At 61.8% G+C, this 25547-nt stretch carries 23 protein-coding genes; 4 read left to right on the top strand and 19 right to left on the bottom strand.

All coding sequences use genetic code 11. The features are described from left to right. Window positions 1–75 precede the first annotated feature (75 nt). Window positions 76–1539 (bottom strand): IMP dehydrogenase, encoded by a 1464-nt coding sequence (guaB, locus tag ACMGF9_RS05235; protein ID WP_004941460.1) that lies wholly within the window; start codon window positions 1537–1539, stop codon window positions 76–78. A gap of 170 nt (window positions 1540–1709) precedes the next feature. Here guaB and xseA point away from each other — a divergent pair, with 170 nt between their 5' ends. After that, window positions 1710–3086: an exodeoxyribonuclease VII large subunit gene (gene xseA / locus ACMGF9_RS05230; RefSeq protein ID WP_414160577.1), complete on the top strand. Its 1377-nt coding sequence runs from the start codon at window positions 1710–1712 to the stop codon at window positions 3084–3086. Between the two features lie 3 nt (window positions 3087–3089). Here xseA and ACMGF9_RS05225 read toward each other — a convergent pair whose 3' ends face one another. Together ACMGF9_RS05225 and ACMGF9_RS05220 are read right to left on the bottom strand one after the other, a co-directional pair. Continuing rightward, entirely contained in the window at window positions 3090–5456 is a 2367-nt protein-coding gene (locus ACMGF9_RS05225) for a TIM-barrel domain-containing protein (RefSeq protein WP_414160576.1), read from the bottom strand. Window positions 5457–5467: 11 nt separating this feature from the next. Next, entirely contained in the window at window positions 5468–6778 is a 1311-nt protein-coding gene (locus ACMGF9_RS05220; protein ID WP_049186739.1) for an MFS transporter, read from the bottom strand. Between the two features lie 359 nt (window positions 6779–7137). On the opposite strand from ACMGF9_RS05220, the gene ACMGF9_RS05215 reads away from it, so the two are divergent. From ACMGF9_RS05215 to ACMGF9_RS05205, 3 genes are all read left to right on the top strand, one after another. Then, entirely contained in the window at window positions 7138–8220 is a 1083-nt protein-coding gene (locus ACMGF9_RS05215; RefSeq protein ID WP_004941451.1) for a LacI family DNA-binding transcriptional regulator, read from the top strand. Window positions 8221–8283: 63 nt separating this feature from the next. Then, window positions 8284–9309, top strand: coding sequence for a M4 family metallopeptidase (locus ACMGF9_RS05210; RefSeq protein WP_049186741.1), 1026 nt, complete (start codon window positions 8284–8286; stop codon window positions 9307–9309). Continuing rightward, complete coding sequence (locus ACMGF9_RS05205) at window positions 9309–9650, top strand: protealysin inhibitor emfourin (protein ID WP_048325197.1); 342 nt, start codon at window positions 9309–9311, stop codon at window positions 9648–9650. Before ACMGF9_RS05210 ends, ACMGF9_RS05205 begins: the two co-directional genes overlap by 1 nt. A gap of 4 nt (window positions 9651–9654) precedes the next feature. Here the strand turns inward: ACMGF9_RS05205 and ACMGF9_RS05200 are convergent, their stop codons facing one another. From ACMGF9_RS05200 to hscA, 16 genes are all read right to left on the bottom strand, one after another. Further along, a complete protein-coding gene (locus tag ACMGF9_RS05200) occupies window positions 9655–9876 on the bottom strand; it encodes a zinc ribbon domain-containing protein (RefSeq protein WP_049186743.1) in 222 nt (73 codons plus the stop codon). A 13-nt stretch (window positions 9877–9889) separates the two neighbouring features. Further along, window positions 9890–10846: an AEC family transporter gene (locus ACMGF9_RS05195; RefSeq protein ID WP_015378773.1), complete on the bottom strand. Its 957-nt coding sequence runs from the start codon at window positions 10844–10846 to the stop codon at window positions 9890–9892. 98 nt (window positions 10847–10944) lie between these two features. Beyond that, window positions 10945–12435: a ribosome biogenesis GTPase Der gene (gene der / locus ACMGF9_RS05190; protein ID WP_004941442.1), complete on the bottom strand. Its 1491-nt coding sequence runs from the start codon at window positions 12433–12435 to the stop codon at window positions 10945–10947. Between the two features lie 131 nt (window positions 12436–12566). Next, window positions 12567–13748 carry an outer membrane protein assembly factor BamB gene (gene bamB / locus ACMGF9_RS05185; protein WP_004941440.1) on the bottom strand — a complete coding sequence of 394 codons (1182 nt, stop codon included), beginning with the start codon at window positions 13746–13748 and terminating at the stop codon, window positions 12567–12569. Window positions 13749–13759: 11 nt separating this feature from the next. Next, window positions 13760–14380, bottom strand: coding sequence for a YfgM family protein (locus ACMGF9_RS05180; RefSeq protein WP_015378775.1), 621 nt, complete (start codon window positions 14378–14380; stop codon window positions 13760–13762). Window positions 14381–14393: 13 nt separating this feature from the next. Then, entirely contained in the window at window positions 14394–15668 is a 1275-nt protein-coding gene (gene hisS / locus ACMGF9_RS05175; RefSeq protein WP_004941437.1) for a histidine--tRNA ligase, read from the bottom strand. Between the two features lie 139 nt (window positions 15669–15807). Continuing rightward, window positions 15808–16929 (bottom strand): flavodoxin-dependent (E)-4-hydroxy-3-methylbut-2-enyl-diphosphate synthase, encoded by a 1122-nt coding sequence (gene ispG, locus ACMGF9_RS05170; protein WP_004941434.1) that lies wholly within the window; start codon window positions 16927–16929, stop codon window positions 15808–15810. Between the two features lie 47 nt (window positions 16930–16976). Continuing rightward, window positions 16977–17951, bottom strand: a complete 975-nt coding sequence (rodZ, locus tag ACMGF9_RS05165; RefSeq protein WP_004941432.1) for a cytoskeleton protein RodZ — start codon at window positions 17949–17951, stop codon at window positions 16977–16979. After that, the gene (gene pilW, locus ACMGF9_RS05160) at window positions 17941–18690 is read right to left on the bottom strand and encodes a type IV pilus biogenesis/stability protein PilW (RefSeq protein ID WP_049186790.1); all 750 of its coding nucleotides are present in this window, start codon (window positions 18688–18690) and stop codon (window positions 17941–17943) included. Before pilW ends, rodZ begins: the two co-directional genes overlap by 11 nt. Window positions 18691–18788: 98 nt before the next feature. Further along, on the bottom strand, window positions 18789–19985 hold the full coding sequence (locus ACMGF9_RS05155) for a bifunctional tRNA (adenosine(37)-C2)-methyltransferase TrmG/ribosomal RNA large subunit methyltransferase RlmN (protein WP_004941426.1): 1197 nt from the start codon (window positions 19983–19985) through the stop codon (window positions 18789–18791). A gap of 232 nt (window positions 19986–20217) precedes the next feature. Further along, the gene (gene ndk / locus ACMGF9_RS05150) at window positions 20218–20643 is read right to left on the bottom strand and encodes a nucleoside-diphosphate kinase (protein WP_004941424.1); all 426 of its coding nucleotides are present in this window, start codon (window positions 20641–20643) and stop codon (window positions 20218–20220) included. Window positions 20644–20805: 162 nt separating this feature from the next. Continuing rightward, window positions 20806–21636 (bottom strand): enhanced serine sensitivity protein SseB, encoded by an 831-nt coding sequence (sseB, locus tag ACMGF9_RS05145; protein ID WP_049186747.1) that lies wholly within the window; start codon window positions 21634–21636, stop codon window positions 20806–20808. An 89-nt stretch (window positions 21637–21725) separates the two neighbouring features. After that, window positions 21726–23021 (bottom strand): aminopeptidase PepB, encoded by a 1296-nt coding sequence (gene pepB / locus ACMGF9_RS05140; protein ID WP_033632327.1) that lies wholly within the window; start codon window positions 23019–23021, stop codon window positions 21726–21728. An 83-nt stretch (window positions 23022–23104) separates the two neighbouring features. Continuing rightward, window positions 23105–23305: a Fe-S cluster assembly protein IscX gene (gene iscX, locus ACMGF9_RS05135; protein WP_006327336.1), complete on the bottom strand. Its 201-nt coding sequence runs from the start codon at window positions 23303–23305 to the stop codon at window positions 23105–23107. Between the two features lie 32 nt (window positions 23306–23337). Further along, a complete protein-coding gene (gene fdx, locus ACMGF9_RS05130; protein WP_004941417.1) occupies window positions 23338–23673 on the bottom strand; it encodes an ISC system 2Fe-2S type ferredoxin in 336 nt (111 codons plus the stop codon). A 2-nt stretch (window positions 23674–23675) separates the two neighbouring features. Next, window positions 23676–25526, bottom strand: a complete 1851-nt coding sequence (gene hscA / locus ACMGF9_RS05125; RefSeq protein WP_118891782.1) for a Fe-S protein assembly chaperone HscA — start codon at window positions 25524–25526, stop codon at window positions 23676–23678. Between the last annotated feature and the right edge of the window lie 21 nt (window positions 25527–25547).

The following is a 25547-nucleotide window of genomic DNA, read 5'->3' as shown; positions in this document are numbered from 1 at the left end:
AAGAGCGAAAATGTATGTTTTCGGGATGGGGCTTGGCGCCCCACCCCGGCCTCTCACTCAGGAGAGGTTAAGGCATCAGCCCATGCGGTAGTTCGGCGACTCTTTGGTGATGGTCACGTCGTGCACGTGGCTTTCCTGAATGCCGGCGCCGCTGATGCGCACGAACTCCGCCTTGGTGCGCAGATCGTCGATGGTGGCGCAGCCGGTCAGGCCCATGCAGGAGCGCAGGCCGCCCATCTGCTGGTGCACGATGGCTTTCAGCATGCCTTTATAGGCCACGCGGCCTTCGATACCTTCCGGCACCAGTTTGTCGGCGGCGTTATCGGTCTGGAAGTAACGGTCGGAAGAGCCTTTGGACATCGCGCCCAGCGAGCCCATGCCGCGGTAAGATTTGAACGAACGGCCCTGATACAGCTCGATTTCGCCCGGAGATTCTTCGGTGCCCGCCAGCATGGAGCCGACCATCACGCAGGATGCGCCTGCGGCGATCGCTTTGGCGATGTCGCCGGAGAAGCGGATGCCGCCGTCGGCGATAACCGGAATGCCAGTGCCTTCCAGCGCTTCCACCGCGTCGGCGATGGCGGTGATCTGCGGCACGCCCACGCCGGTCACGATACGGGTGGTGCAGATGGAGCCAGGGCCGATACCAACTTTCACCGCGCTCACGCCGGCCTCAGCCAGCGCTTTGGCGCCCGCTGCGGTCGCGACGTTGCCGCCGACGATCTGCAGATCCGGGTATTTGGCGCGGGTTTCGCGAATGCGCTGCAACACGCCTTCGGAGTGGCCGTGCGAGGAGTCGATCAGCAGAACGTCAACGCCCGCCGCCACCAGCGCGTCAACGCGCTCTTCGTTGCCGGCGCCGGCGCCGACCGCCGCGCCTACGCGCAGACGGCCGTGCTCGTCTTTACAGGCGTTCGGCTTACGTTCCGCTTTCTGGAAGTCTTTAACGGTGATCATGCCCAGCAGGTGGAAGCTGTCGTCCACCACCAGCGCTTTCTCTACGCGCTTTTCGTGCATCTTCTGCAGCACCACGTCGCGCGCTTCACCTTCTTTCACGGTGACCAGGCGATCTTTCGGCGTCATCACCGCAGTCACCGGCTGGGTCAGATCGGTCACGAAGCGCACGTCGCGGCCGGTGATGATGCCGACCAGCTCGTTGTCTTCGGTGACGACCGGATAACCGGCGAAGCCGTTGCGCGCGGTCAGCTCTTTCACTTCCTGCAGCGTGGTGGCCGGAGTAACGGTCTGCGGGTCGGTGACTACGCCGCTTTCATGTTTCTTCACGCGGCTGACTTCTTCAGCCTGGCGCTCGATGGACATGTTTTTGTGGATGAAGCCCAGGCCGCCTTCCTGCGCCAGCGCGATGGCCAGGCCGGATTCGGTAACGGTATCCATGGCTGCGGACAGCATAGGGATGTTCAGGCGGATGGTTTTGGTCAGTTGAGTGCCGAGCTCTGCGGTGTTAGGCAGAACCGTGGAGTGGGCTGGAACCAGGAGGACGTCGTCAAACGTCAGAGCTTCTTTAGCGATACGTAGCATGGGCAATATCTCACCAGGGTGGGCTGTGAAAAAGATAAAATATTGCCGCGGCATTATACAGAGCGGAATCGGTTGCCTCCAGCACTTTCTTACAAAAAGTCTTGATTACCTTTTTCAGCCATGTAGTATCGACCAATTAAGTGATTGTTTTGAAATTTGATCTGGGTCACATGTCGCTACCTGTTTCGCCTTCCATTTTTACCGTAAGCCGCCTGAATCAGACGGTTCGCCAACTGCTGGAAAGGGAAATGGGGCAGATTTGGCTCTCCGCCGAGATCTCCAACCTCTCCCAGCCCGCCTCCGGCCACTGGTATTTCACGCTGAAGGACGACCGCGCCCAGGTGCGCTGCGCGATGTTCCGCAACAGCAACCGCCGCGTCACCTTCCGGCCGCAAAACGGCCAGCAGGTCCTGGTGCGCGCCAGCATCACGCTGTATGAACCGCGCGGCGACTACCAGCTGATCGCCGAGAGCATGCAGCCCGCCGGCGACGGCCTGCTGCAGCAACAGTTCGAGCAGTTGAAACAGCGCCTGAGCGTCGAAGGGCTGTTCGATCAGCAGTTCAAGCAGCCGCTGCCCGCACCGGCCAAACGCGTCGGGGTGATCACCTCCGCCAGCGGCGCGGCGCTGCACGATATCCTGCAGGTATTGCAGCGGCGCGATCCGTCGCTGCCGATCGTCATCTACCCCACCTCGGTGCAGGGCGCCGAAGCGCCGATGCAGATCGTGCGCGCCATCGAGACCGCCAACCGCCGCGACGAATGCGACGTGCTGATCGTCGGCCGCGGCGGCGGTTCACTGGAAGATCTGTGGAGCTTCAACGACGAACGCGTGGCGCGGGCGATCTTCGCCAGCCGCATTCCGATCGTCAGCGCCGTCGGCCATGAAACCGATGTCACCATCGCCGACTTCGTCGCCGATCTGCGCGCGCCGACCCCTTCCGCCGCCGCCGAACTGGTCAGCCGCAATCAGCTTGAGCTGTTGCGCCAGCTGCAGTCGCAGCAGCAGCGGCTGGAGATGGCGATGGATTACTACCTGGCGCAGCGTCAGCAGCAGTTCACCCGCATTCATCACCGTTTACAGCAGCAGCATCCGCATCTGCGCCTGGCGCGCCAGCAGACGCTGCTGTTCAAGCTGCAGCGCCGGATGGAAGACGGCATGCAGCAACAGCTGCGCCTGGCCGCCCGCCGCAGCGAGCGCGCCCAGCAGCGGCTGGCGCAGGTGCAGCCGCAGGGCCGCATTCACCGCTACCAACAGCGCGTGCAGCAGCAGGAATACCGTCTGCAGCAGGCGATGGAGCGGCAGCTCAACGCCTACCGCCAGCGCTTCGGCGTGGCCTGCAGCCAGCTGGAGACCGTCAGCCCGCTGGCGACGCTGGCACGCGGCTACAGCGTGACGCAAACTCCGCGCGGCGAACTGCTGAAAACCACCAAGCAGGCGCAGGTCGGCGAACTGCTGAAAACCCGTCTGCAGGATGGCTGGGTGGAAAGCGAGGTGAAAACCATCACCGTCGCCAAGAAGCCGCGCAAGAAACGCGCGGCCGAATAGCCCCTACCCCAGCGTAAAGCGCTCGCCCGGTTCGCCGTTCACCCACAGCGCGCGCGTTTCGCCTTCCGGCAGGCTGAGCGTCAGCGTGCGCCAGGCCGGGCGGAAACGCCCTTCCGTCGTGATATCCAGCATGATGCGCTGATGGTCGCAGCGCATTTCCCAGCGCAGCCACAGCGCATCGCCCTGCCGCCAGCCGTCGCTTTCACCGTCGTCCTCAAACAACAGCCCGCTGCTTGCACCACCGCCCTTGAGCGGAAACAGCCGCAGCTCGCGCCGATCGTCGGCGGCCACGTCCACATGCGCCAGCCGCTGCGACAGCGGCAGCGCCGCCCCGGCGCGCACCAGCAGCGGCAGACGCTCCAACGGCGCCGCCAGCGTCACCGTCTGGCCGCCGCCGAACCACTGGCCGCTGTAGAAGCAGTACCAGCCTTCGCCGTTATCCGGCAGATACACCGAACGGCGACGCAGCCCCGGCTCCACCACGCTGGCCACCAGCAGATCGCGGCCGATCAGAAAATCGTCGTTCTCGCCAAAGGTGCGCGCATCCTGTTCGTGGTCGAGGAAGGTCGGGCGCAGCATCGGCTCGTCGTCGGCGCAGGCCTGCCACAGCAAGGTGTAGAAATACGGCAGCAGCCGGTAACGCAGGTTGATCGCCTCGCGCACCGCCGGGGTGGCGCTCGGGTACATCCAGGGCTCGTTGACCGTGGCGTCGTCGTTCCAGGAGTGTATGGTGAAACGCGGGTGCATCACGCCGTTTTGCACCCAGCGCACCAGCAGCTCCGCGTCCGGTTTGTCGCCGGAGAAGCCGCCGACGTCGTGGCCGAGGTTATACAGCCCGGACAGGCTCATGCCCAGCCCCATGCGGATGTTGTAGCGCAGCGTCTGCCAACTGGTGCGGTTGTCGCCGCTCCAGGTCTGCACGTAGCGCTGCATGCCGGCGCAGCCGGAGCGCGAGATCAGGTACGGGCGTTTCTGCGGCGCGAAGCGCTGCTGGGCCTCCATCGAGGCGCGCATCATCAGCAGCGGCATCACCGGGCGGATGTGCTTGATGGCGATCGGCCGCCCGAAGCCGTGGCAGCGCGCTTCGCCATCCCACACTTCGTACTCGTTGTTGTCGTTCCAGGTGGAATCGATGCCCATCTCCAGCAGCTGCTGCGTGACGCCCTGCTGCCACCAGCGCACCGCCGCCGGGTTGGTGAAGTCGAGGTGCGATCCTTCGTCGTCCCAGAAGCTGGAGCGCTCCGGCGCGTCGCTTTGCGAATCGCGGATAAACAGCCCCTGCGCCGCCACCTCTTGATACTGCGGATGATCCTGCAGCAGGCACGGCTTGATGTTGGCCGCCAGCCTGAGGCCGGCGTCGTGAAACGCCTGGCTGAGCAGCTTGGGCTGCGGCACCTTGTCGTAGTTCCAGTTGAACACGTAGCGCTTGTGGTTAATCGAGGTGTAGCCCGACGACAGCTGGAAGGAGTCGCAGGGAATGGCGTGCTGGCGGCACAGCGCAATGAACTGTTGCAGCTGCTGCTGGGCATCCGGCGCATCGGTGTAGTGCATGGTCGAACCGCTGTAGCCCAGGCTCCACTTCGGCCCGAAGTGGGTGCGGCCGGTCAGGCGCACGAACGCCTTGGTGACATCCAAAACCTTCGGCCCGAGGAACAGGTAGTAATCCAGATCGCCCGCCTCGGCCTGATAGCGGCGGTATGCCGTATGGTAGTTGTCGATCTCGTTGCCCAGATCCAGCCAGCAGCTGCTCAGGTTGTCGTAGAACAGGCCGAAGCTCGCCTCCGGCCCGCGGGTGATGGTAAACGGAATGTGCTTGTACAGCGGATCGGTGCTGGAGGCGTTGTACCCCATGGCGTCCAGGTTGCGCATCTCGAAGCGGCGGCCGGTGCGCTCCAGATCGCCGGCCTTCTCCCCCAGGCCGTAATAGCGCTCATCGGCGAAACGTCGCTGGTAGTGCGCCACGCCGTCGCCGTGCGCATTGAGCAGGTAGGCGCTGGTCGGCCGATCCGCCGCCAGCGGCCGCCACTCGCCGGCGGCATTGCAATGCTCCCATTCCAACCACAGCGGCTGATGCACCGTCACGCGCAGCAGCGGCGTGCTGACCACCAGCCGATCGCTCTCCTGGCGCAGCTGATAGCCCGGCAGGCTGAAACCGGCGACGCTGAGCCGATCGCGCCCCTCCCAGGGCACATCGTCCTGCGGCGCGATGCTCCAGGTGCGATCCAGCGCCAGCTCGCCGTCGCGTTTGATCAGCACGCGGAACAGGCCGTCTTCCAGCACGTACAGGCAGAAACGGTGGCGTTCATCGACCAGCAGCTCGACATGGTCGGCATACTGCGCCGCCAGCGTCCAATTTTTCAAGGTTTTCATAAATATTCCACTTAGCTGTGTGAAGGGGTTTTCTTACCGCCGCGCTCGGCGATCAGGGCAATCAGGAACACAGCGCCGATCAGATCGAAGAAGCCCATCGCGATGAACAGCGGGTTGAAGCCGATGGTGTCGGACACCGCGCCGATCAGGAGCGTGAACAGGAAGCTGGCGATCCAGGCACTGGAGCCGCGCATGCCGTTGACCGTCGCCATCTGGTTTTTATCGAACGACTCCACCACCAGCGCGCTGAGCATGCAGGAGATCACCTGATGGCCGAAACCGCCGATCGAGATCAGCAGGATCGCCACATAGGGATCTTGGGTGATCGCCACGAACGCCAGCGACACCATCAGGAAAGCGCCGGTCACCGAGCTGGCGACCACCGAGTTGACGCGGCTGCAGCCGAACCATTTGCGGTACAGGGTGGTGAGATAGCCGCTGGCGACGCTGCCGATATCCGCCGCCAGGAACGGCAGCCAGGCGAACATCGCGATCTGTTTCAGATCCATGCCGCGTTCGGTGGCCAGGTACAGCGGCACCCAGAAACTGAAGACCGCCCAGGCCGGCTCGGCGAGAAAGGCCGGGATGGCGATGCCGTAAAACTTCTTGTTCTTGCACAGGCTGGCCAGCGAAGTGAAAAACGGCAGCTTCGGCAACACCGGCTCGTTGTCTTCGCGGATCAGATCCAGCTCTTGCTGGCTGAGGTTCGGGTGCTGCTGCGGCGAGTGGTAGAACAGCCACCACAGCACGACCCAGATCAGCGCCAGCCCGCCGGAGAACAGGAACGCCCCCTGCCAGCCAAAGGAGACGTGAGCGATGACGATGATCGGCGGCGCCAGCATGGCGCCGATGGAGAAACCGACGCCCGCCCAGCCGGCGGCGATCGGCCGCTCCTTTTTCGGGAACCAGTCGGAGATCGCCTTGGCGTTGGCCGGGGTAGCCGCCGCCTCCGCGCCCCCCATGAAGAAGCGCAGAATGGCCAGTTGCAGCCAGCTGCCGGCGCCGGCGTGCAGCATGCATACCACCGCCCAAATGCCGGCGCAGATCAGAAAGCCCATCTTCAGGCCGATAACGTCGATCAGCCAGCCGCAGATCGGCTGGAACACCGTGTAGGCCAGCTGGAACGACGCCACTACCCAGGCATATTGCTCGGTGCTCATGTTCAGGCTGGTTTTCAGCTCCGGCGCCAGAATGCCCAGCGAGTTGCGGGTAATGTAGTTGACCGTGACGCCCAGCAAGAACAGCGCCAGCATCCACCAGCGCAGCGATTTGAACTTGCGCCGGCCGCTCTGCGCGACCGTCTGATTGATCTCCACACTCATCGGTTATCTCCCCGCGGCCGCCTGTGACAGCGACGCGCGCATTGGTAAGGTACGTTGCGCTATCAAAAGGGGACGGTGAACACAGGCCAACGCTCGCATAACAGACCGGCAGTCCATCACAACCCCATGATTTATTTTTTGTTTTCTTTTTCGCACACCGTTAAAATTGGACTGACAGGTCGTTAAAATTGGTGTACCAATGCAGACTACTCAGCGATAGCGCACAGCGAAACGGAGTTTTTTGCAAAGATTTTCACAGACGGGTGAAAAAATAGTCATAATGGCCGATAAATCCAGTCAAGACGCTGAAAATCCGCAGTGAAAATATTCTCATGGACGAATTTGAAGGAGATCACAAAATGAACGGAAAGCTGAAAATCCAGGAGATCGCCCGCCAAACCGGGCTGTCGATCAGCACCGTTTCCCGCGTGCTGGCCGGCAAGGCCAACACCAGCGCCGAGGCGCGCCGCAAGGTGCTGGACTGTGCGCAGCAAAACGGCATTCTGCAGGGCATTTCCAGCGGCCGGCTGATGCTGAACAACGTGATGGTGTTCGCGCCGCAGCGCGCGTTCGACGTGCGCACCGACATCTTCTACTACAAGGTCATTCAGGGCATTGCCGCCGCGCTGATGGAGCACGAGGTGCGCATCCGCTACTGCGGGCTGGAAGAGCAGCGCAGCGACGGCGCGCTGTTTCTGGAAAAGATGAGCGATCCGCACACCGAAGCGGCGCTGATCATCGGCATCGACGACGAGCATATCCACACCCTGGCGGCCGATCTGCACAAACCTTGCGTGCTGATCAACTGCAGCGATCGGCAGATGCGGCTGGACAGCGTCTCGCCGGATCATCAGTTGATCGGCGATTACTCCGCCAGCTACCTGTTCCAGCAGGGGCATAGCCATATTCTCAACCTGCAGTGTCTGCGCCGCCACACCATGGAGCTGCGGCTGGCGGGCATCCGGCAAGCCTACGCCCGGCATCATCTGCCGTTCGACGACGGCCGCCATCTGGTCACCACCTCCGGCTTCGGCAGCGAAGAGGCCGAGCAGGCGCTGACCACCTATCTCGATGGCATCCACGGCCACGCCCCGCTGCCGACGGCGATCCTGGCCGGTGGCGACTACATGGCGGTCGGGGCGGTCAAGGCGCTCAACAAGCGAGGGTTGAACGTGCCGGGCGACGTGTCGGTGATGAGCACCGACGGCTTCAACCTGGCGGAAATCCATGACGTGCCGCTGACCTCGGTGCAGGTGCCGCGCGACGAACTGGGTTACGAGGCGATCCAACTGCTGCAGCGGCGCATGCTGCGCGCCGACGCACCGCCGTGCAATCTGCTGCTGCACGGCCGGCTGGCGGTGCGCGCCTCGGTGCGGCGCATCAGCCCGCACAAGACTGCGCCGGCGGTGAGCACGCATGACCACAGGCTTTATGACGAGTAGGCTACACTTAGGCACAGTGCATTCATTCGATGAGGTAAAATTTTTTGCCTAAGGAGAGCCACTATGCCAGCCCAGCGCATGCGTTCCGTCATTCCTCCCTACATGCTGCGCCGCATCATTGAACACGGCAATGCCCCGCAGCGCGACTGCGCGCTGCACACTCTGAACCACGTGCAAAGCCTGCTCGGCAACAAGCCGCTGCGTTCACCGACCGAGAAAAACGCCCGAGCCGGCGAAGCGCTCCGCGATATCTACGACGCCCAGAACGGCACCCAACTGCCCGGCAAACAGGTACGTAAAGAGGGCCAGCCCAGCAACCACGATGTGGCGGTGGACGAAGCCTACGACTACCTCGGCGTCACCTACGATTTCTTCTGGCAGGCCTACCGCCGCAACTCACTGGATAACCAGGGGCTGCCGCTGGTCGGCAGCGTACACTACGGCAAGGAGTACCAGAACGCTTTCTGGAACGGCCAGCAGATGGTGTTCGGCGACGGCGACGGCGAGATTTTCAACCGTTTCACCATCGCCATCGACGTGGTCGGCCACGAGCTGGCGCACGGCGTGACCGAGAGCGAAGCCGGGCTGATCTACTACCAGCAGTCCGGCGCGCTCAACGAATCGCTGTCCGACGTGTTCGGTTCGCTGGTCAAGCAGTTCCACCTGCAGCAAACCGCCGATAAAGCCGACTGGCTGATCGGCGCCGGGCTGCTTGCCGAGGGCATTAAAGGCAAAGGGCTGCGCTCAATGTCGGCGCCCGGCACCGCCTACGACGACCCGCTGCTGGGCAAAGACCCGCAGCCCGCCAGCATGAAGGATTATATCCAGACCAAGGAAGACAACGGCGGCGTGCACCTCAACTCCGGCATCCCCAACCGCGCCTTCTACCTGGCGGCGACGGCGCTGGGCGGCTTCGCCTGGGAGAAAGCCGGCTACGTCTGGTATGACACGGTATGCGACAAAGCGCTGCCGCAAAATGCCGATTTCGCCACCTTCGCCCGCGCCACGGTGAAACATGCGCAAGCGCGTTTCGACCAGAGCGTGGCGGACAAGGTGCAGCAAGCCTGGCATCAGGTGGGGGTGGAATAATGAAACCGCTGCCGACGCTCAATCAGGATACGGTCATTGAGCTGGCGCGCGAGGGAGGCTTCGCCTACATTCCCAAACTGGCGGGCCAGCGCCGCATCGCGCTGGCCGATATCACGCCGGAGCAGCGGCAGCGCCTGAATCAGCTGCTGAACCAGACGCTGCCCTATGCGCAGGAAGAAGGCCAGCCCAACTCCCCCGGCTGCGGCGACCAACGCTACTACCGCATACAGATCGACTACACCAGCCCCACCCTGAGCACCGAGATCGTGCTGTTAATCCCGGAAAGCAGCGCGCCGCAGGCGCTGGTGGATCTGTGGAAAACCGGCCAGGTGGATGAGTGAGGGCTTACAGCGGCTGATAGCTGAAATTCACCCGCTTTTTGGAGATCAGCCCGTGCCCGTACTGGCACAGGTAATCCACCGCCCCGCAGGCTTTCAATTCTTGCAGCGGCTGCCCGCACTCCGGGCAGCTCGCCAGCTGCCGATAATCGCGCTGACAGGCGGCACAATGGTAGTGACCCGCTACCCAATTCATGGTCTGACGACAGTGCGGACAGTGCGCGTCCATAACGACTCCCAGGTTAAATCGCGCCCCATGAGCGCAAAAAATAGATCCCCAACGCGGTGGTGAAGAACGAACCGACGGTGGTGATGGCGATAATATTGGCCGCCAGCGTGGCGTTGCCGCCCATGGCGCGCGTCATCACATAGCTGCCCGAAGCGGTCGGCGTGGCGGAAAACAGGAAGATAATCCCCAGCGCCGCCCCCTGGAACCCGCACAGCCAGCCGGCCAGCGTCATCAGGCACGGCACCAGAAACAGCTTGGCCGCCGACGACAGCGCCGCCACGTTGGACGAACGGAACATGGCGCGAAAATCCAGGCTGGCGCCGGTGCACAGCAGCGCCAACGGCAGCGACAGCGCGGAGATATAGCTGCCGGTTTGGCGGATCACGGCCGGGATGCCCAGCCCGGTTTGCGCATACGCCAGCCCGCACACCAGACCGATGATCAGCGGGTTGGTGACGATGCTGCGCAGCAGCGACAGGTGGCTGATTTTCTTGCCCTGCCCGCCCTGCAGGCTGCGCGTGAGGGTGATGACCGACAGTATGTTGAACAGGATCACCGTCACCGTCAGGTACAGCGAGGCGAGCGCAATGCCTTCGCTGCCGTAGGCGGTCATGGCGTAGGCCAGGCCGACGATGGCGGTATTGGCGCGGAAGCCGCCCTGCACGAACACCCCGCGCTCACGCGGTTCTTTCACCAACCACCTGGCCGCCAGCTCCAAAAGCAGGAAGGTCGCCAGCGTGCCGACCGCGCCGAACAGCACCAGCGGCAGGTTGCCGAGCAGTTGCGGATGGTTGGTGGCAATGCTGAAAAACAGCAGGCACGGCAGCGCCAGATTGAACACCAGGCGGGTCGCACCGTCGACGAAGCGGTCATCCATCAGGCGCCAATGGCGCAGCAGGATCCCCAGCAGCATCATCAGCAGATTCGGCACGGTGACGTTAAACGCAAAACTCCAGGTTTCCCAGGACATGGTGTTCCTTCAGGCAGGCGAGGTAATCTTCAGATAATAAAACGATTTCGGGCCAATAAAAAAGGGCGCGGCATCACTGCCGCGCCCCTCATGAGCGATTACTTGCTCTTTTTCAGGTGGCTCATCAGGCGCTTGCGCTTACGCATCTGGGTTGGCGTCAGCAGATTGCGTTTGCCGGCGAACGGGTTGTCACCCTCTTTGAACTGGATGCGGATCGGCGTCCCCATCACATTCAGCGAGCGGCGGAAGTAGTTCATCAGATAGCGTTTGTACGAATCGGCCAGATCGCTGACCTGGTTGCCGTGGATCACCACGATCGGCGGGTTGTAACCGCCGGCATGGGCATATTTCAGCTTCACGCGGCGGCCGCGCACCAACGGCGGCTGGTGATCGTCAACCGCCATCTGCATGATTTTGGTCAGCATCGAGGTGTTTACGCGGCGGGTTGCGCACTCGTAGGCTTCCTGTACCGATTCGAACAGGTTGCCGACGCCGCTGCCGTGCAGGGCGGAAATGAAGTGCACGCGCGCGAAGTCGACGAAGCCCAGACGCAGATCGAGCATCTCTTTCACGTGCTCGCGATCTTCTTCGCTCATGCCGTCCCACTTGTTGACCGCAATCACCAGTGAGCGCCCACTATTGAGGATAAAGCCGAGCAGAGAGAGATCCTGATCGGAAATGCCTTCACGCGCGTCGATCACCAGCAGCACCACGTTGGCGTCTTCAATCGCCTGCAGGGTCTTGATCACCGAGAATTTCTCGACGGTTTCGGTCACCTTGCCGCGTTTACGCACCCCGGCGGTGTCGATCAGCACGTACTCGCGTTCGTCGCGCACCATCGGAATGTAGATGCTGTCGCGGGTGGTGCCCGGCATGTCGTACACCACCACGCGCTCCTCGCCGAGGATGCGGTTAGTGAGCGTAGACTTACCGACGTTCGGGCGGCCGACGATCGCCAGTTTGATCGGCAGATCCTGCGGATTGAACGCTTCTTCCGGCTCTTCGTCTTCTTCGCCTTCCAGCGTTTCGCCGTTTTGCTCAGCCCAGTAAGCGGCGTTGGCCTCTTCCTCGGTCAGCTCGACGTCTTCCGGTTTTTCCGGCACGAACGGCACCAGCACGTGTTCAATCAGCTGGGTCACGCCGCGGCCGTGAGAAGCGGCGATAGCGAACACTTCACCCAGGCCAAGCGAGTAGAAATCGGCGGTGGCGGTGTCCGGATCCAGACCGTCGGTCTTGTTGGCCACCAGGAAGGTCGCCTTCTGGCGGCTGCGCAGGTGCTGGGCGATGCCCTGATCCGCCGGCATCAGGCCGGCGCGGGCGTCGACCATGAACAGCACGATGTCCGCTTCTTCGATCGCCAGCAGCGACTGACCGGCCATGCGCGTTTCGACGCCGTCTTCGGTGCCGTCGATGCCGCCGGTATCGACGATGATGAATTCATTGCCTTCGATTTCAGCACGACCATACTTGCGGTCACGCGTCAGCCCCGGGAAATCCGCCACCAGCGCATCACGCGTATGGGTTAAACGGTTGAACAAGGTGGATTTACCCACATTCGGGCGCCCGACCAGCGCGACGACAGGTATCATTGTTGAAGCCTCATTACTTAATAATCAATGCGTTACTGCACTGTGGATAGACACCAGCGGTGCAGCTTATAAAAATACGAAACGGCCCCTGAACATTCAGGAGCCGTTTTCAAGCCATGCGACGAGCGGCGTTAGCGGGTGAAAGCGTAAACTTTCCCACCGCGAGCCTGGATGATCAGCTTGTCGCTGGCCACCATCGGCGCAGACAGGAAGCCGGAGCTGTCCACTTCCTGCTGGGCGACAAAACGGCCATCGGTGGTGTTGATCCAGTGCAGATAACCTTCGGCGTCACCGGTCACCAGATAACCATTATACATCACCGGCGGCGTCAGGTTACGGTGCAGCAGATCGCTCTGCGTCCACACGGTCACGCCGCCTTCGGTGCTGAGCGCCACCACGCGATCGTTCTGGTCGATCAGGTAGATGCGGCCCGCGTCGACGATGAAATCATTCACCGAACCCAGCTCGCGTTTCCAGATAATCTGGCCGGAACGCAGATCCAGCGCCGTCAGGTTGCCGTTGTAACCCAGCGCGTAGACCACGCCGTCAACGATCACCGGCGTGGTGTCCACGTCGTTCAGGCGATCGATTTCGGTCGCGCCGCTCGGCTGAGAAATACGCTGTTGCCAGATAATCTGGCCCTGCTGCATCAGCACCGCACTGACGCGGCCGTTGTCACCGCCGACGATGGCGGCGCCAAAGGCGACGGCCGGCGCGGATTCACCGCGCAGCGACAGCGAAGGCATGTCCAGGTTAACCGTCCACTTCACCGCGCCGTCGGCTTCGTTCAGCGCCTGCAGCATGCCGTTGGAGGTGTGCACCAACACCATGCCGTCGCTGACAACCGGACGGGAGATCGCTTCGCCGGCCACTTTGGTCTGCCAGGCGATGGCGCCGTCGGCGGTGTTCAATGCGTAAACCACCGCTTTTTCGCTGCCGACGTAAACCTTGTCGCCCGCAACCGTCAGGCCGCCCGACAGCAGCGCAGACAGGTTGCTGGAGAAGAAGCCGGTCTTCTCGGAGAGATTGACCTTCCACTTCTCGTTGCCGCTGTCGGCGTCCATCGCTTTCACGATGCCAAAGCGATCGGCGGCGTAAATGGTGCTGTCCTGATAGGCCGGGCGCAGGTGGGAGTAATACTCACCGATACCGTCGCCCACCGAGGTGCTCCACGCCTTGCTCGGCGTAAACTGATTTTCAACTTTCGGCAACGGCGACATGGTAACCACGTCTTCTTCGCTGTTAAACAGCGAGCAACCACTCAGCAAGGCAGCGGAAACCAGTCCGACCAAGAGTGTTTTACGCAATTGCATGGGAATTCCCCTTAGCTGGACAAGTTATTCAATTTCATGCGCAGCAGAACCTGCAGCGCCTGAGAAGCATTGGACTCAATGCCTTTGCTGTAAGCTTCGCGCGCGCCCTTGGCGTCGCCCTTGGCCAGCAATACATCGCCGCGCACATCCTGCATCATCGCCACCCAGCCTTCGCCTTTCACGCCATCCAGCGTTTTCAGCGCTTCATCCAGCTTTTTCTCCTGCAGCTGGACGCGCGCCAGACGCAGGTCGATCATCGCCAACAGGTTGTCGTCTTTGGTCTGGCCCTGCGCCAGCACCAATTGTTGTTCCGCCTTGGCGAAATCATTCTGTTCGACAAAGTGCTTGGCCAACTGCAGCGCGGCCAGTACGCCGTAGCTGTTGCCGTTGGCCTGGACAAATTTCTCTGCGGCAGCCACGTCATCCGGCTTGCCGGCCGCCAGACGATCGCTGGCTTCCTGATAGGATTGCGATGCCGCCATCATGTTGGAGTTTTCATGGCTCTGCCAATAACGCCAGCCAACCAGGGCACCAATTCCGAGCACCACGCCCACCGCCAGCGCTTTGCCGTTCTCGGCAAAGAACCGACGCAGTGCGTCGACTTGTTCGTTTTCAGTGGTATAGACTTCCACGGTGTCCTTCTCCTTAACCTAACATCAAAGCCAGACGCGCAGCGACTTCGCTTTGCGCCAGCGTTTCTTGTTCACCACTGCGCAGGTCTTTCACCACCACCTGCTGCGCCGCCACTTCGCTCTCACCCAGGATCAGCGCGATGCGCGCGCCCCATTTGTCCGCACGGGTGATCTGCTTCTTGAAGTTGCCGCCGCCGTAATTGGTCATCAGCTTCAGCTGCGGCGCCGCGTCGCGCACCTGTTCAGCCAGCCGCATCGCCGCACTCTGGGTGCCCGCGCCGGAAGAAATGACGTACACGTCGATAGCCGACGGCGCCTTGAATTCCGGGTTGACCGCCTGCACCAGCAGCACCAGACGCTCCAGGCCCATGGCGAAACCGACCGCCGGGGTGGCGCGGCCGCCCAGTTGCTCGACCAGGCCGTCGTAACGGCCGCCCGCGCAGACGGTGCCCTGCGCGCCCAGGCTGGTGGTCACCCACTCAAACACGGTGCGGTTGTAGTAATCCAGACCGCGCACCAGGCGCTCGTTAACGGTATATGGGATACCTGCCTGCGCCAAAAGTTCACACAGACCGGCGAAGTGAGCACGGGATTCTTCATCCAGGTACTCGGACAGGCGCGGCGCGTCGTTCAGCAGCGCCTGCACCTCAGGATTTTTGGAGTCCAGCACGCGCAGCGGGTTGCTGTACATGCGGCGTTTGCAGTCTTCGTCCAGCACCTCGACGTGCTGCTCCAGGAACGCCACCAGCGCGTCGCGGTAGTTGGCGCGCGCCTCCAGCGAACCGATGGAGTTCAGCTCCAGCGTGACGTGCTCGGCGATGCCCAGCGCTTTCCACCAGCGGGCGGTCAGCAGGATCAGCTCGGCGTCGATATCCGGGCCTTGCAGGCCGAACACTTCCGCGCCCAGCTGATGGAACTGACGGTAACGCCCCTTCTGCGGGCGCTCGTAGCGGAACATCGGGCCGATGTACCACAGACGCTGTTCCTGATTGTACAGCAGACCATGTTCGATGCCGGCGCGCACGCAGCCAGCCGTCCCTTCCGGACGCAGCGTCAGGCTTTCGCCGTTGCGGTCTTCGAAGGTATACATCTCTTTTTCCACGACGTCGGTCACTTCGCCGATCGCGCGTTTGAATAACGGGGTCTGCTCTACAATCGGCAACCGGATTTCGCTGTAACCGTAGCCGCCCAGCACCTGCTTGAGGGTGCCTTCAATACGCTGCCATAATGCCGTTTCTTCCGGCAGGTAGTCGTTCATGCCGCGAATGGCTTGAATGTTCTTTGCCACGTGAGTTCTCTGTCCGTTGTCTGTAAAAATGAACCCGATTATAGGGACTTTGCCGCCCGGTATTCAACGCGGATGCGGTTTTCTGCCCTTCAGGTTCATAAACAAGCGGGCCAACAGGCCCGCCGTGTAGCGATAACGCTTATTTTTCCAGCAGGTTGACCGTGATGCGTTTGCTTTCGTCCATCATCGCGGCCTTGGCGCGAATTTTCGCTTCCAGCTGGTCGATCATCTGTTCGTTGTCGAAACGCTCTTTCTGGCGCACGCCGTCTTCATAGAAGCCGCTCTTCTTGTGGCCGCCGGTTACGCCCATGGTGGACACCAGCGCTTCGCCCGGGCCGTTCACCACGCAGCCGATGATCGAAACGTCCATCGGCGTGATGATGTCTTCCAGGCGCTGCTCCAGCGCGTTCACCGTGCCGATCACGTCGAACTCCTGACGCGAGCAGGTCGGACAGGCGATGAAGTTGATGCCGCGCGCGCGGATGCGCAGCGACTTCAGGATGTCGAAACCGACCTTCACCTCTTCGACCGGATCCGCCGCCAGCGAGATGCGCAGGGTGTCGCCGATGCCTTCAGACAGCAGCATGCCCAGGCCGATGGCCGATTTGACCGACCCGCTGCGCGCGCCGCCGGCTTCGGTGATGCCCAGGTGCAGCGGCTGATCGATGCGCGACGCCAGCAAGCGGTAGGATTGCACCGCCAGGAACACGTCCGACGCCTTGACGCTGACCTTAAACTGGTCGAAGTTGAGGCGATCGAGGATGTCCACGTGGCGCATGGCGGATTCCAGCAGCGCTTCCGGCGTAGGTTCGCCGTACTTTTCCTGCAGGTCTTTTTCCAGCGAGCCGCCGTTGACGCCGATGCGAATCGGGATGTTCTTGTCACGGGCGCAGTCCACCACCGAGCGAATGCGCGATTCGTTGCCGATGTTGCCCGGGTTGATGCGCAGGCAGTCTACGCCATATTCGGCCACCTGCAGTGCGATGCGATAATCGAAGTGGATATCGGCGACCAGCGGCACGTTGACCTGCTGCTTGATCAGTTTGAACGCCTCGGCGGCGTCCATGGTTGGAACCGAAACGCGGACGATGTCGACGCCCACGCGCTCCAGCGCTTTGATCTGATTAACCGTTGCTTCAACATCGGTGGTACGGGTGTTGGTCATCGACTGCACGGCAATCGGCGCGCCATCACCAATAGGCACCTTGCCGACGTAAATGCGTGTAGATTTTCGACGGTTGATGGGCGCTTGGTTATGCATTACTTACTCTCCATTGCTGCTCTGACATCACGACCGGTGCCGCGCGATTACTGCGCGGCGACGGTCAGGCGAGCAACACGGTTTGACTTAACGAACCGGCTTAAATCAACCGGTTTACCCTGATACTGGATCTGAACTGCCGCCGGCGCGCCGATGGTCAGTTTATACGGCGCAGTGCCGGTCAGGTTCAGCTTGCCGCCTTGCTTCTGGGTGCCGCTGAACAGCGTTTTACCGCTCGCGTCGGTCACCTGCAGCCAGCAGTCGGCGGAGAAATCCATCACCAGCGCGTTCGGATCGGCCGCCGGCGCAGCCACGCCCGCATCGGCGGTCGGCAACGGCGCTTGCGCCGCCGGCGCGGTTTCCGGCAGGGTGGTCTGGCTTGGCGACACCACGGCAGGCTGCTGCTGAGCCGCGCTCGGCGCCTGGGCGGTCGCCGCCGGCGCCTGAGCCGCTGCGCCGGTATCGGCCGGCGCGGCGCTGTTGTCGGTCAACGGCACGTTGGTGCCGGCGTCGGCATTGCCGTCGGTCAGCGGCACGGACTGCCCTTCGTTATTCTGTGAAAGCTGCGCCGAGGATTGATCGGCCATGGTGGCGATCTCTTCCTGCTGCGCCTTGTGGTTTTGCCACCACCAGGCGCCGGTCAGGCCGATCACCACGAACACGATAAGCCAGGTGAAGCTCATCAGCCAGCCGTCGCGTTTCTTGCGGCGCTTGCCCAGCGAGAAACTTTGCATCGGCGCCACTTTCGCCATCTTCAACGGCGCCTGCTTGGCCAACATCGGCAGCAGTTCGTCTTCCGGCAGATGCACCAGCTTGGCGTAGGAACGGATGTAGCCGCGCACGAAGGTGGACGCGAGGTCAGCGGACACGCTGTCTTCCTCGATATCGCGCACGGTGGACATTTTGAGACACAGGCGTTCTGCAACGGTCTGTTGGCTCAGCCCGAGTTGCTCACGGGCCTGACGCAGGCGCTGGCCCGTCGTCATGGATACGGTTTTATCTTGGGAGGCTTCAGTATTCATTAGCTAAGAACTGCTGGTACTGTTTGGATTGTGGAAAACTTCGCGCTAGCTGCTTGCCATAGCGTTGAACGCTATCCTGGCGGCCGGCTAACGCGGCGAAACGAATCTGTAACCATAAGCTGCTGGCGCTGGCCGGCAGAACATGCTGATAAACATCCAATAAAAGTTGCGACTGGGCGCGCTTCCCTTCTCCAAATTGCTTTTCGGCCTCCGCCAGCAGCGGAGTGCCTTTGTCCGGATCGACCTTCAGCGCGCGGCTCAACAGCGTGCGCGCTTCGTCGTTTTGTCCGGCCTTGAGAAAACAGTAACCTGCGTTTTCCAGGCTGTCGGCGACCTGGCCATAATCGGGCGCCAGCGCCGCAGCGTTAAACTGCTGTTGCGCCGGTACATACTGCCCTAAACCGCAAAGAAACGCACCGTAATTATTCAGTACGGTGCCATTGCCCGGCGCAAGTTTGAGCGCTTGCCGATAACGCTGTTCGGCCTCGGCGTTTTCACCGCTGCGCTGCGCGTAGAGCGCCATGCCCAACTGCGTGCGGTAATCCTGCGGGGCCGCGTCCAGCGCCTTTTCCAGGTTCTGGCGCGCGGCGTTCATGTCGCCTTGCTGCAGGTACTCCAGCCCCAGCTGCAGGCGCGTCTGGCCCGCTTCAGAGACCTGTGCTTCCTTTTCCGGCGCTGAACCGGAACACCCGGCCAACAATCCGGCCGCCAGCCACATACCCCACAGTTTCAGCTTCATGCCCGCATTCATTTCCTTATCGGCCGTCAGCTAACGCCCGCCAGCGACACGCTTTCGCATAACAGGCTGTTAGATAACAAAAAATGGTGCTATAGGATTCAGACCGCCCGTACGTTGATAGGTTCCCCGGCCATTTTCTTCTTCAGGGTACGTTTGGTACGGTCGATCACTTCACCCGCCAGTTGCCCGCAGGCGGCGTCGATATCGTCACCACGGGTTTTACGAACAATAGTCGTAAAGCCGTATTCCATCAACACCTTGGAGAAACGATCCACCCGGCTGTTGGAGCTGCGGCCGTACGGAGCGCCCGGGAACGGGTTCCATGGGATCAGGTTGATCTTGCACGGCGTGTCTTTCAGCACTTCCGCCAGCTGATGCGCGTCATCGGTGCTGTCGTTGATATGATCCAGCATCACGTACTCGACGGTGACGCGGCCCTGGTTGGCGTTGGATTTCTCCAGGTAGCGACGCACCGCGGACAGGAAGGTCTCGATGTTGTACTTGCGGTTGATCGGCACGATCTCATCGCGGATGGTGTCGTTCGGCGCGTGCAGCGAAATAGCCAGCGCCACGTCGATCATGTCGCCCAGCTTGTCCAGCGCCGGCACCACGCCAGAGGTAGACAGGGTCACGCGGCGTTTGGACAGGCCAAAGCCGAAGTCGTCCAGCATGATTTCCATCGCCGGCACCACGTTGTTCAGGTTGAGCAGCGGCTCGCCCATGCCCATCATCACCACGTTGGTAATCGGGCGTTGGCCGGTCACCTTCAGCGCGCCGATGATCTTCGCCGCGCGCCACACCTGGCCGATGATTTCCGACACGCGCAGGTTGCGGTTGAAGCCCTGCTGCGCCGTCGAACAGAATTTGCACTCCAGCGCGCAGCCTACCTGCGAGGAGACGCACAGCGTCGCGCGGTCGGCTTCCGGGATATACACGGTTTCGACCTGCTGATCGCCCACCTTGATCGCCCACTTGATGGTGCCGTCGGCCGAACGCTGTTCTTCCGCCACTTCCGGCGCGCGGATTTCCGCTACGCGCTGCAGCTTGCCGCGCAGGACTTTGTTGATGTCGGTCATCTGCTCGAAATCGTCGCAGCAGTAGTGGTAAATCCACTTCATCACCTGATCGGCGCGGAACGGTTTTTCGCCCATTTCGGCGAAGAACTCGCGCATTTGCTGGCGGTTCAGGTCCAGCAGGTTGATTTTGGCCGCAGCCGGTTGCTCCACGTTAACGGAGGGGGTAGTCAGCGAATTATTTTCAGACACGGTGTGCTCGGACGTGATGGGTTCTAACATAATGATCTCTGGCCTCGTTATTACACGTTATGGCGCTAAAGAATGGAAAGTAAGTTGTGCATTTCAGCCCGCATGATTCGGGTGGCGGCACTAAAAACACGCCCCTGACAAGTCGTCTTATCAGGGGCGCGGCATTGTACAAATTTTAGTAGCGGGTTTCTATGGCTGAAAGGCATTCAGGGCATTTTTATTGTTTCAGCCGGTGAATGCCTGGTTATCAGCAACGGCACGATTAACGTGCGCAGATTTCGCTTTCGTTGAAGAAGTAAGCGATTTCACGCTGTGCGGATTCAACGGAGTCGGAACCGTGAACGGCGTTAGCGGTGAAGCTGTCCGCGTAGTCGGCGCGCAGGGTGCCGGCCAGTGCGTTGTCCGGGTTGGTTGCGCCCATGATGTCGCGGTTGCGCTGCACGGCGTTTTCAGATTCCAGAACCTGCACCATGATTGGGCCGGAGGTCATGAACTCAACCAGACCGTCGAAGAATGGGCGGCCTTTGTGCTCAGCGTAGAAGCCTTCAGCTTGCTCGCGAGTCAGACGCAGCATTTTAGCGGCGATGATTTTGAAACCGGCGCGCTCGAAACGCGCGTAGATAGCGCCGATGTCGTTGTTGGCTACAGCGTTTGGTTTAACGATGGAAAAGGTACGTTCTACGGTCATGATGGCCTCTGTATGACTTCCAAAACAGGCCGGTCTGCAATGTTGCCGGCCTTCTCAAGTGGCGCAGATTATATGTGCGCCGTTAACGCTTGCCTACGGGAAAATCAACATTTCATTAAAAAAATATGATCTTCGTTCGCCACTTTCAGCGGCACGCCGACGTTATTGGGTCTTGTCGGTAGACGGGATCACATTGCGCAGCCAACTGCCCCAGCGGCGCTGATAAAACGGCTGCGTATGGGCGATCAGGTAGTGGCTGACGCCCCGCTCTTTCTCCGATACCAGGCAGAAATCCACCGGTTCGTCATTCGGCGCCGTTTCGCTGGCGACGCTGCCGGCCTCGTTGATCAACGCCTCGATCTCCGCCGGCTCGGCATCCACTTCCAGCCCGATCAGCAGATTCGGCTTCTCGTCCGCCGCCTGGTCGTGCATCAGCGCCAGAAACGCGCGGCGCACCGGCTTGCGCTGGCTGAACAGCGTGGTCAGCGCATCCACCATCGCCGACGGATACTCTTCGGGCTGCCCCAGCAGGATTTGGGTCTCTTTGTCGACGTAATGCTCCACCGGTTTGACAACGCCGCCGGTCGCCAGCAGCATCGCCACCTCTTCCGGGTAGAACTCTTTGCCGTATTCCGCCTTCGGGTTGAGGAACAGATCCGCGCCCTGGGTGATTTCAAACAGCACCCGCGCCGGCATGGCGATGAACGGCTGTTCATCCTCAACGGCCTTCTGCAGCGCTTCCAGCGAGGTGAAGAACGGAATAATGCTGCCGCCGTCCTGTTTTTCCCAATGCTGGATATTGACCGGCGTATCCGCGTTCAGCGTAATGTCGCCGTCCTGCTGCACCTGCTCGCTGTCGCCGAGGATCAGCACCGTGGCCTCGAGCAGTTCACGGAAGAACGCCGGGCGGTGGGCCGGCTCCGTCACCGCCAGCTTCAGCAGGCGTTCAAGTTCGTTCTCGCTCGGGGCGGCATCGTGATGATGGGCACTCATGGCAAACTCCAGGGATCAAATAGCGAGGCCCAGCATGCTGGGCCCCGAAGATAATGCGCATTCTAGCGCCCGACGCGGCGGGCGTTCAATTATTTGGCTTTGCTCAGCAACAGATTGGCCAGGGTGCGCACGCCCAAACCGGTCGCGCCGGCCGACCACTGATCCACCGCGCCTTTGCGGTAGGTGGCGGAACAGTCGATGTGCAACCAGCCTTGCTGGTAGTTCTTAACGAAATGCGACAGGAAGGCCGCCGCGGTGCTGGCACCGGCGGTATAGGCCGGGCCGGCCACGTTGTTCAGCTCGGCGAAGTTGGACGGCAGCTGGCTGCGGTGGAACTCGGCCAGCGGCAGACGCCAGAACGGCTCGTGCTCGGCGGCGGCGCTGCTCAGCAGCTCCTGCGCCAGCGCGTCGTCAAAGCTGAACAGCGCGTGATAGTCGTTGCCTACCGCCGTTTTCGCCGCGCCGGTCAGGGTGGCGCAGTCGATAATCAGCTGCGGGTTCTGCTCAGAAGCGTCGATCAGGCCGTCGGCCAGCACCAGGCGCCCTTCCGCATCGGTGTTCATCACCTCAACGGTTTTGCCGTTGCGGTAGCGAATGATGTCGCCCAGTTTGAAGGCGTTGCCGCTGACCATGTTGTCGGCGCAGCACAGGTACAGCTTCACGCGCTGCTTCAGGCCGCGCGCCGCCGCCAGCGCCAGGGCGCCGGTGATGGTGGCCGCGCCGCCCATGTCGGATTTCATCGAATCCATAAAGGCGCTTTGCTTCAGGCTGTAGCCGCCGCTGTCGAAGGTGATGCCCTTGCCGACCAGGCATGCGAACACCGGCGCATCCGGGTTGCCGGTCGGGTTGAAGTCCAATGCCAGCAGCACCGGCGGGCGCTCGGAGCCGCGGCCGACGGTGTGGATGCCGGCATAGTTCTGCTCGCGCAGATCTTCGCCCTTGGTGATGCGGTAGCTGACGGCATCGCAGCCGACGTCGCACATCAGATCGACGGCGCGGGTCGCCAATTGCTCCGGCCCCAGCTCTTCCGCCGGCATGTTGATGGTGTCGCGCACCCAGTCGACGATCTTCAGGCGCTTATCCAGTTCCTGACGCGCGGCTTCCGGCAGCTCGGCCCATTCGACGTTGCGCTGCCCTTTCGGCCCGCGATAGCCTTGCCAGAACGCCCAGCTGTTTTCCAAATCCCAACCGTCGCCGGCCAGCTTGACGTTTTTGATGCCCTGGCCATCAATTTTGCGGCCCGCGCGCTGGATCGCGCCCAGCTTGTCGGCGCCGGTCAGGTGGATGGTCATTCCTTCGCCGTTGGTGCTCAGCAGCGCTTTTTCGCCCCAGCGGGCGTCGGCAGGTTGTTGCGACAGCGTGACCTGCATGAATTCTGTTGTCATAGCCTTCTTACTCCGGATTATTCTTTTATTAATCTTGTCGGATACAAAATAAACGGGCCGCCCATGGCAGCCCGTTACGCTATTTACTCCGCTTCATCTAACCAGACCAGCAGGATCGCTTCCAGTATTTTTTCGTTGGAAGCCTGCGGATCGTCATCGAACTCTTCCAGATCGCAGATCCACTGATGCATGTCGGTAAAACGCACGGTTTTCGGATCGGTATCCGGGTATTGGTCGTACAGGGCTTCGCCGATTTCACGGCTGTCGGTCCACTTCAGTCCCATTATGATCTCCGGGTTGACGCTGCGGCTAACAATTAATGCTCACGCGCGTGATTGACGGTGTAGCGCGGCATTTCGACCACCAGATCTTCGTCGGCGACCAGCGCCTGGCAGCTCAGACGGCTTTCCGGCTCCAGCCCCCAGGCTTTGTCCAGCATGTCGTCTTCCAGCTCGCTGCTCTCTTCCAGCGAATCGAAGCCTTCACGCACGATGCAGTGGCAGGTGGTGCAGGCGCAGGATTTCTCACAGGCGTGCTCGATTTCAATGCCGTTGCGCAGCGCAACGTTGAGGATCGACTCCCCTTTTTCGGCTTCCAGAACCGCCCCTTCCGGGCAAAGATCTTGATGGGGCAGGAAAACAATTTTAGGCATGGTTAAACCTCATCCACAGAATGGCCAGCCAGCGCGCGGCGAATGGAAGCGTCCATGCGGCGCGCGGCAAAATCTTGCGTTTGTGCATCTAATGTTTTGATGGCGTCTTCGATAGCGGCGGGATCTTCACCCTGCGCCGCCTGCTGCAACGCCTGGGTCGCGGCGGCGATCGCCTGGCTTTCCGCCTCGCTCAGCAGCGCGGCGTCGGTGGCCAGCGCGCCCTGCAGGCTTTCCAGCACCCGCGCGGCTTCCACGCGTTGCTCCGCCAGCTTGCGCGCGCCCACGTCGCTTTGCGCGTTGGCCATCGAGTCTTTGATCATGCCGGCGATTTCGCTGTCCGACAGGCCGTACGACGGCTTGACCTGGATCGACGCTTCAACGCCGGTGGATTTCTCCATCGCGGTGACGCTCAGCAGGCCGTCGGCATCCACCTGGAAGGTGACGCGAATGTGCGCGCCCCCGGCAGGCAGCGGCGGCAGGCCGCGCAGCGTAAAGCGCGCCAGCGAACGGCAATCCTGCACCAGCTCGCGCTCGCCCTGCAGCACGTGGATCATCATCGCGCTCTGGCCGTCTTTAAAGGTGGTGAACTCCTGCGCGCGCGCCACCGGGATAGTGGTGTTGCGCGGGATCACTTTCTCCACCAGGCCGCCCATGGTTTCGAGGCCCAGCGACAGCGGGATCACGTCCAGCAGCAGCATATCGCTGTCCGGCTTGTTGCCCACCAGGATGTCGGCCTGGATCGCGGCGCCGATGGCGACCACTTTATCCGGATCGATCGACGTCAGCGGCGTGCGGCCGAAGAAGGCGCCCACTTGCTCACGCACCAACGGCACGCGGGTGGAACCGCCGACCATCACCACTTCCAGCACCTCGTCGGCGGCGACGCCGGCGTCTTTCAGCGCCCGGCGGCAAGCCATCAGCGTGCGTTTCACCAACGGAGCGATCAGCGCTTCAAACTGGGCGCGGGTCACCTCGCCCTGCCAGCCGGCCACCTCGACGCGCACGCTGTCGACATCGCTCAACGCGATTTTGGCGGCGATGGCGGCATCCAGCAGTTGACGCTGCACGCCGTGGTCGCTGCGATCGGCCACGCCGGCCTGCTCGCGCAGCCAGTCGGCCAACAGATGATCGAAGTCGTCGCCGCCCAGCGCGGAATCGCCGCCGGTGGCCAGCACTTCGAACACGCCGCGGCTGAGGCGCAGAATGGAGATATCAAAGGTGCCGCCGCCCAGATCGTAAACCGCGATCACCCCTTCCTGGCCGGAATCCAGCCCGTAGGCGATCGCCGCCGCGGTCGGTTCGTTCAACAGGCGCAGAACGTGCAAGCCGGCCAGACGCGCTGCGTCTTTGGTGCCCTGGCGCTGCGCGTCGTCGAAGTAGGCGGGAACGGTGATCACCACGCCATCCAGCTCGCCTTCCAGCACCGCTTGCGCGCGCGCGGACAGGGCCCGCAGGATATCGGCGGAGACACCGACCGGGTTAACCGGGCCGGCGGCGGTGACGATCAGCGGCAGGCCGTTGTCGCTGGCCTGAAATTGATACGGCAGGTTCGGGTAACGTTGCTGCACGTCCGCCAACGAGCGGCCCATCATGCGTTTGATGGAGCTGACGGTATTGGCCGGATCCTGCGCCGCCTGTTGGCGCGCCTCCCAGCCGACGCGCTGCGCGTCCGCCTGATAATGCACCACCGAAGGCAGCAAATGGCGCCCCTGTTCGTCGGCCAGCGTTTCCGCCTGCCCGCTGCGCACCGTGGCGACCAACGAGTTGGTGGTGCCTAAGTCGATGCCGGCGGCCAAGCGTCGCTGGTGCGGCGCGGCGCTGAGGCCAGGCTCACTAATTTGTAATAAGGCCATGTTGAAGCTTCCACAATCAGA

The sequence above is a fragment of the Serratia sp. BNK-23 genome, from assembly GCF_047456145.1.
In the GTDB taxonomy this organism is placed as follows: domain Bacteria; phylum Pseudomonadota; class Gammaproteobacteria; order Enterobacterales; family Enterobacteriaceae; genus Serratia; species Serratia nematodiphila.
This window is presented reverse-complemented; position numbering and strand designations above follow the sequence as displayed.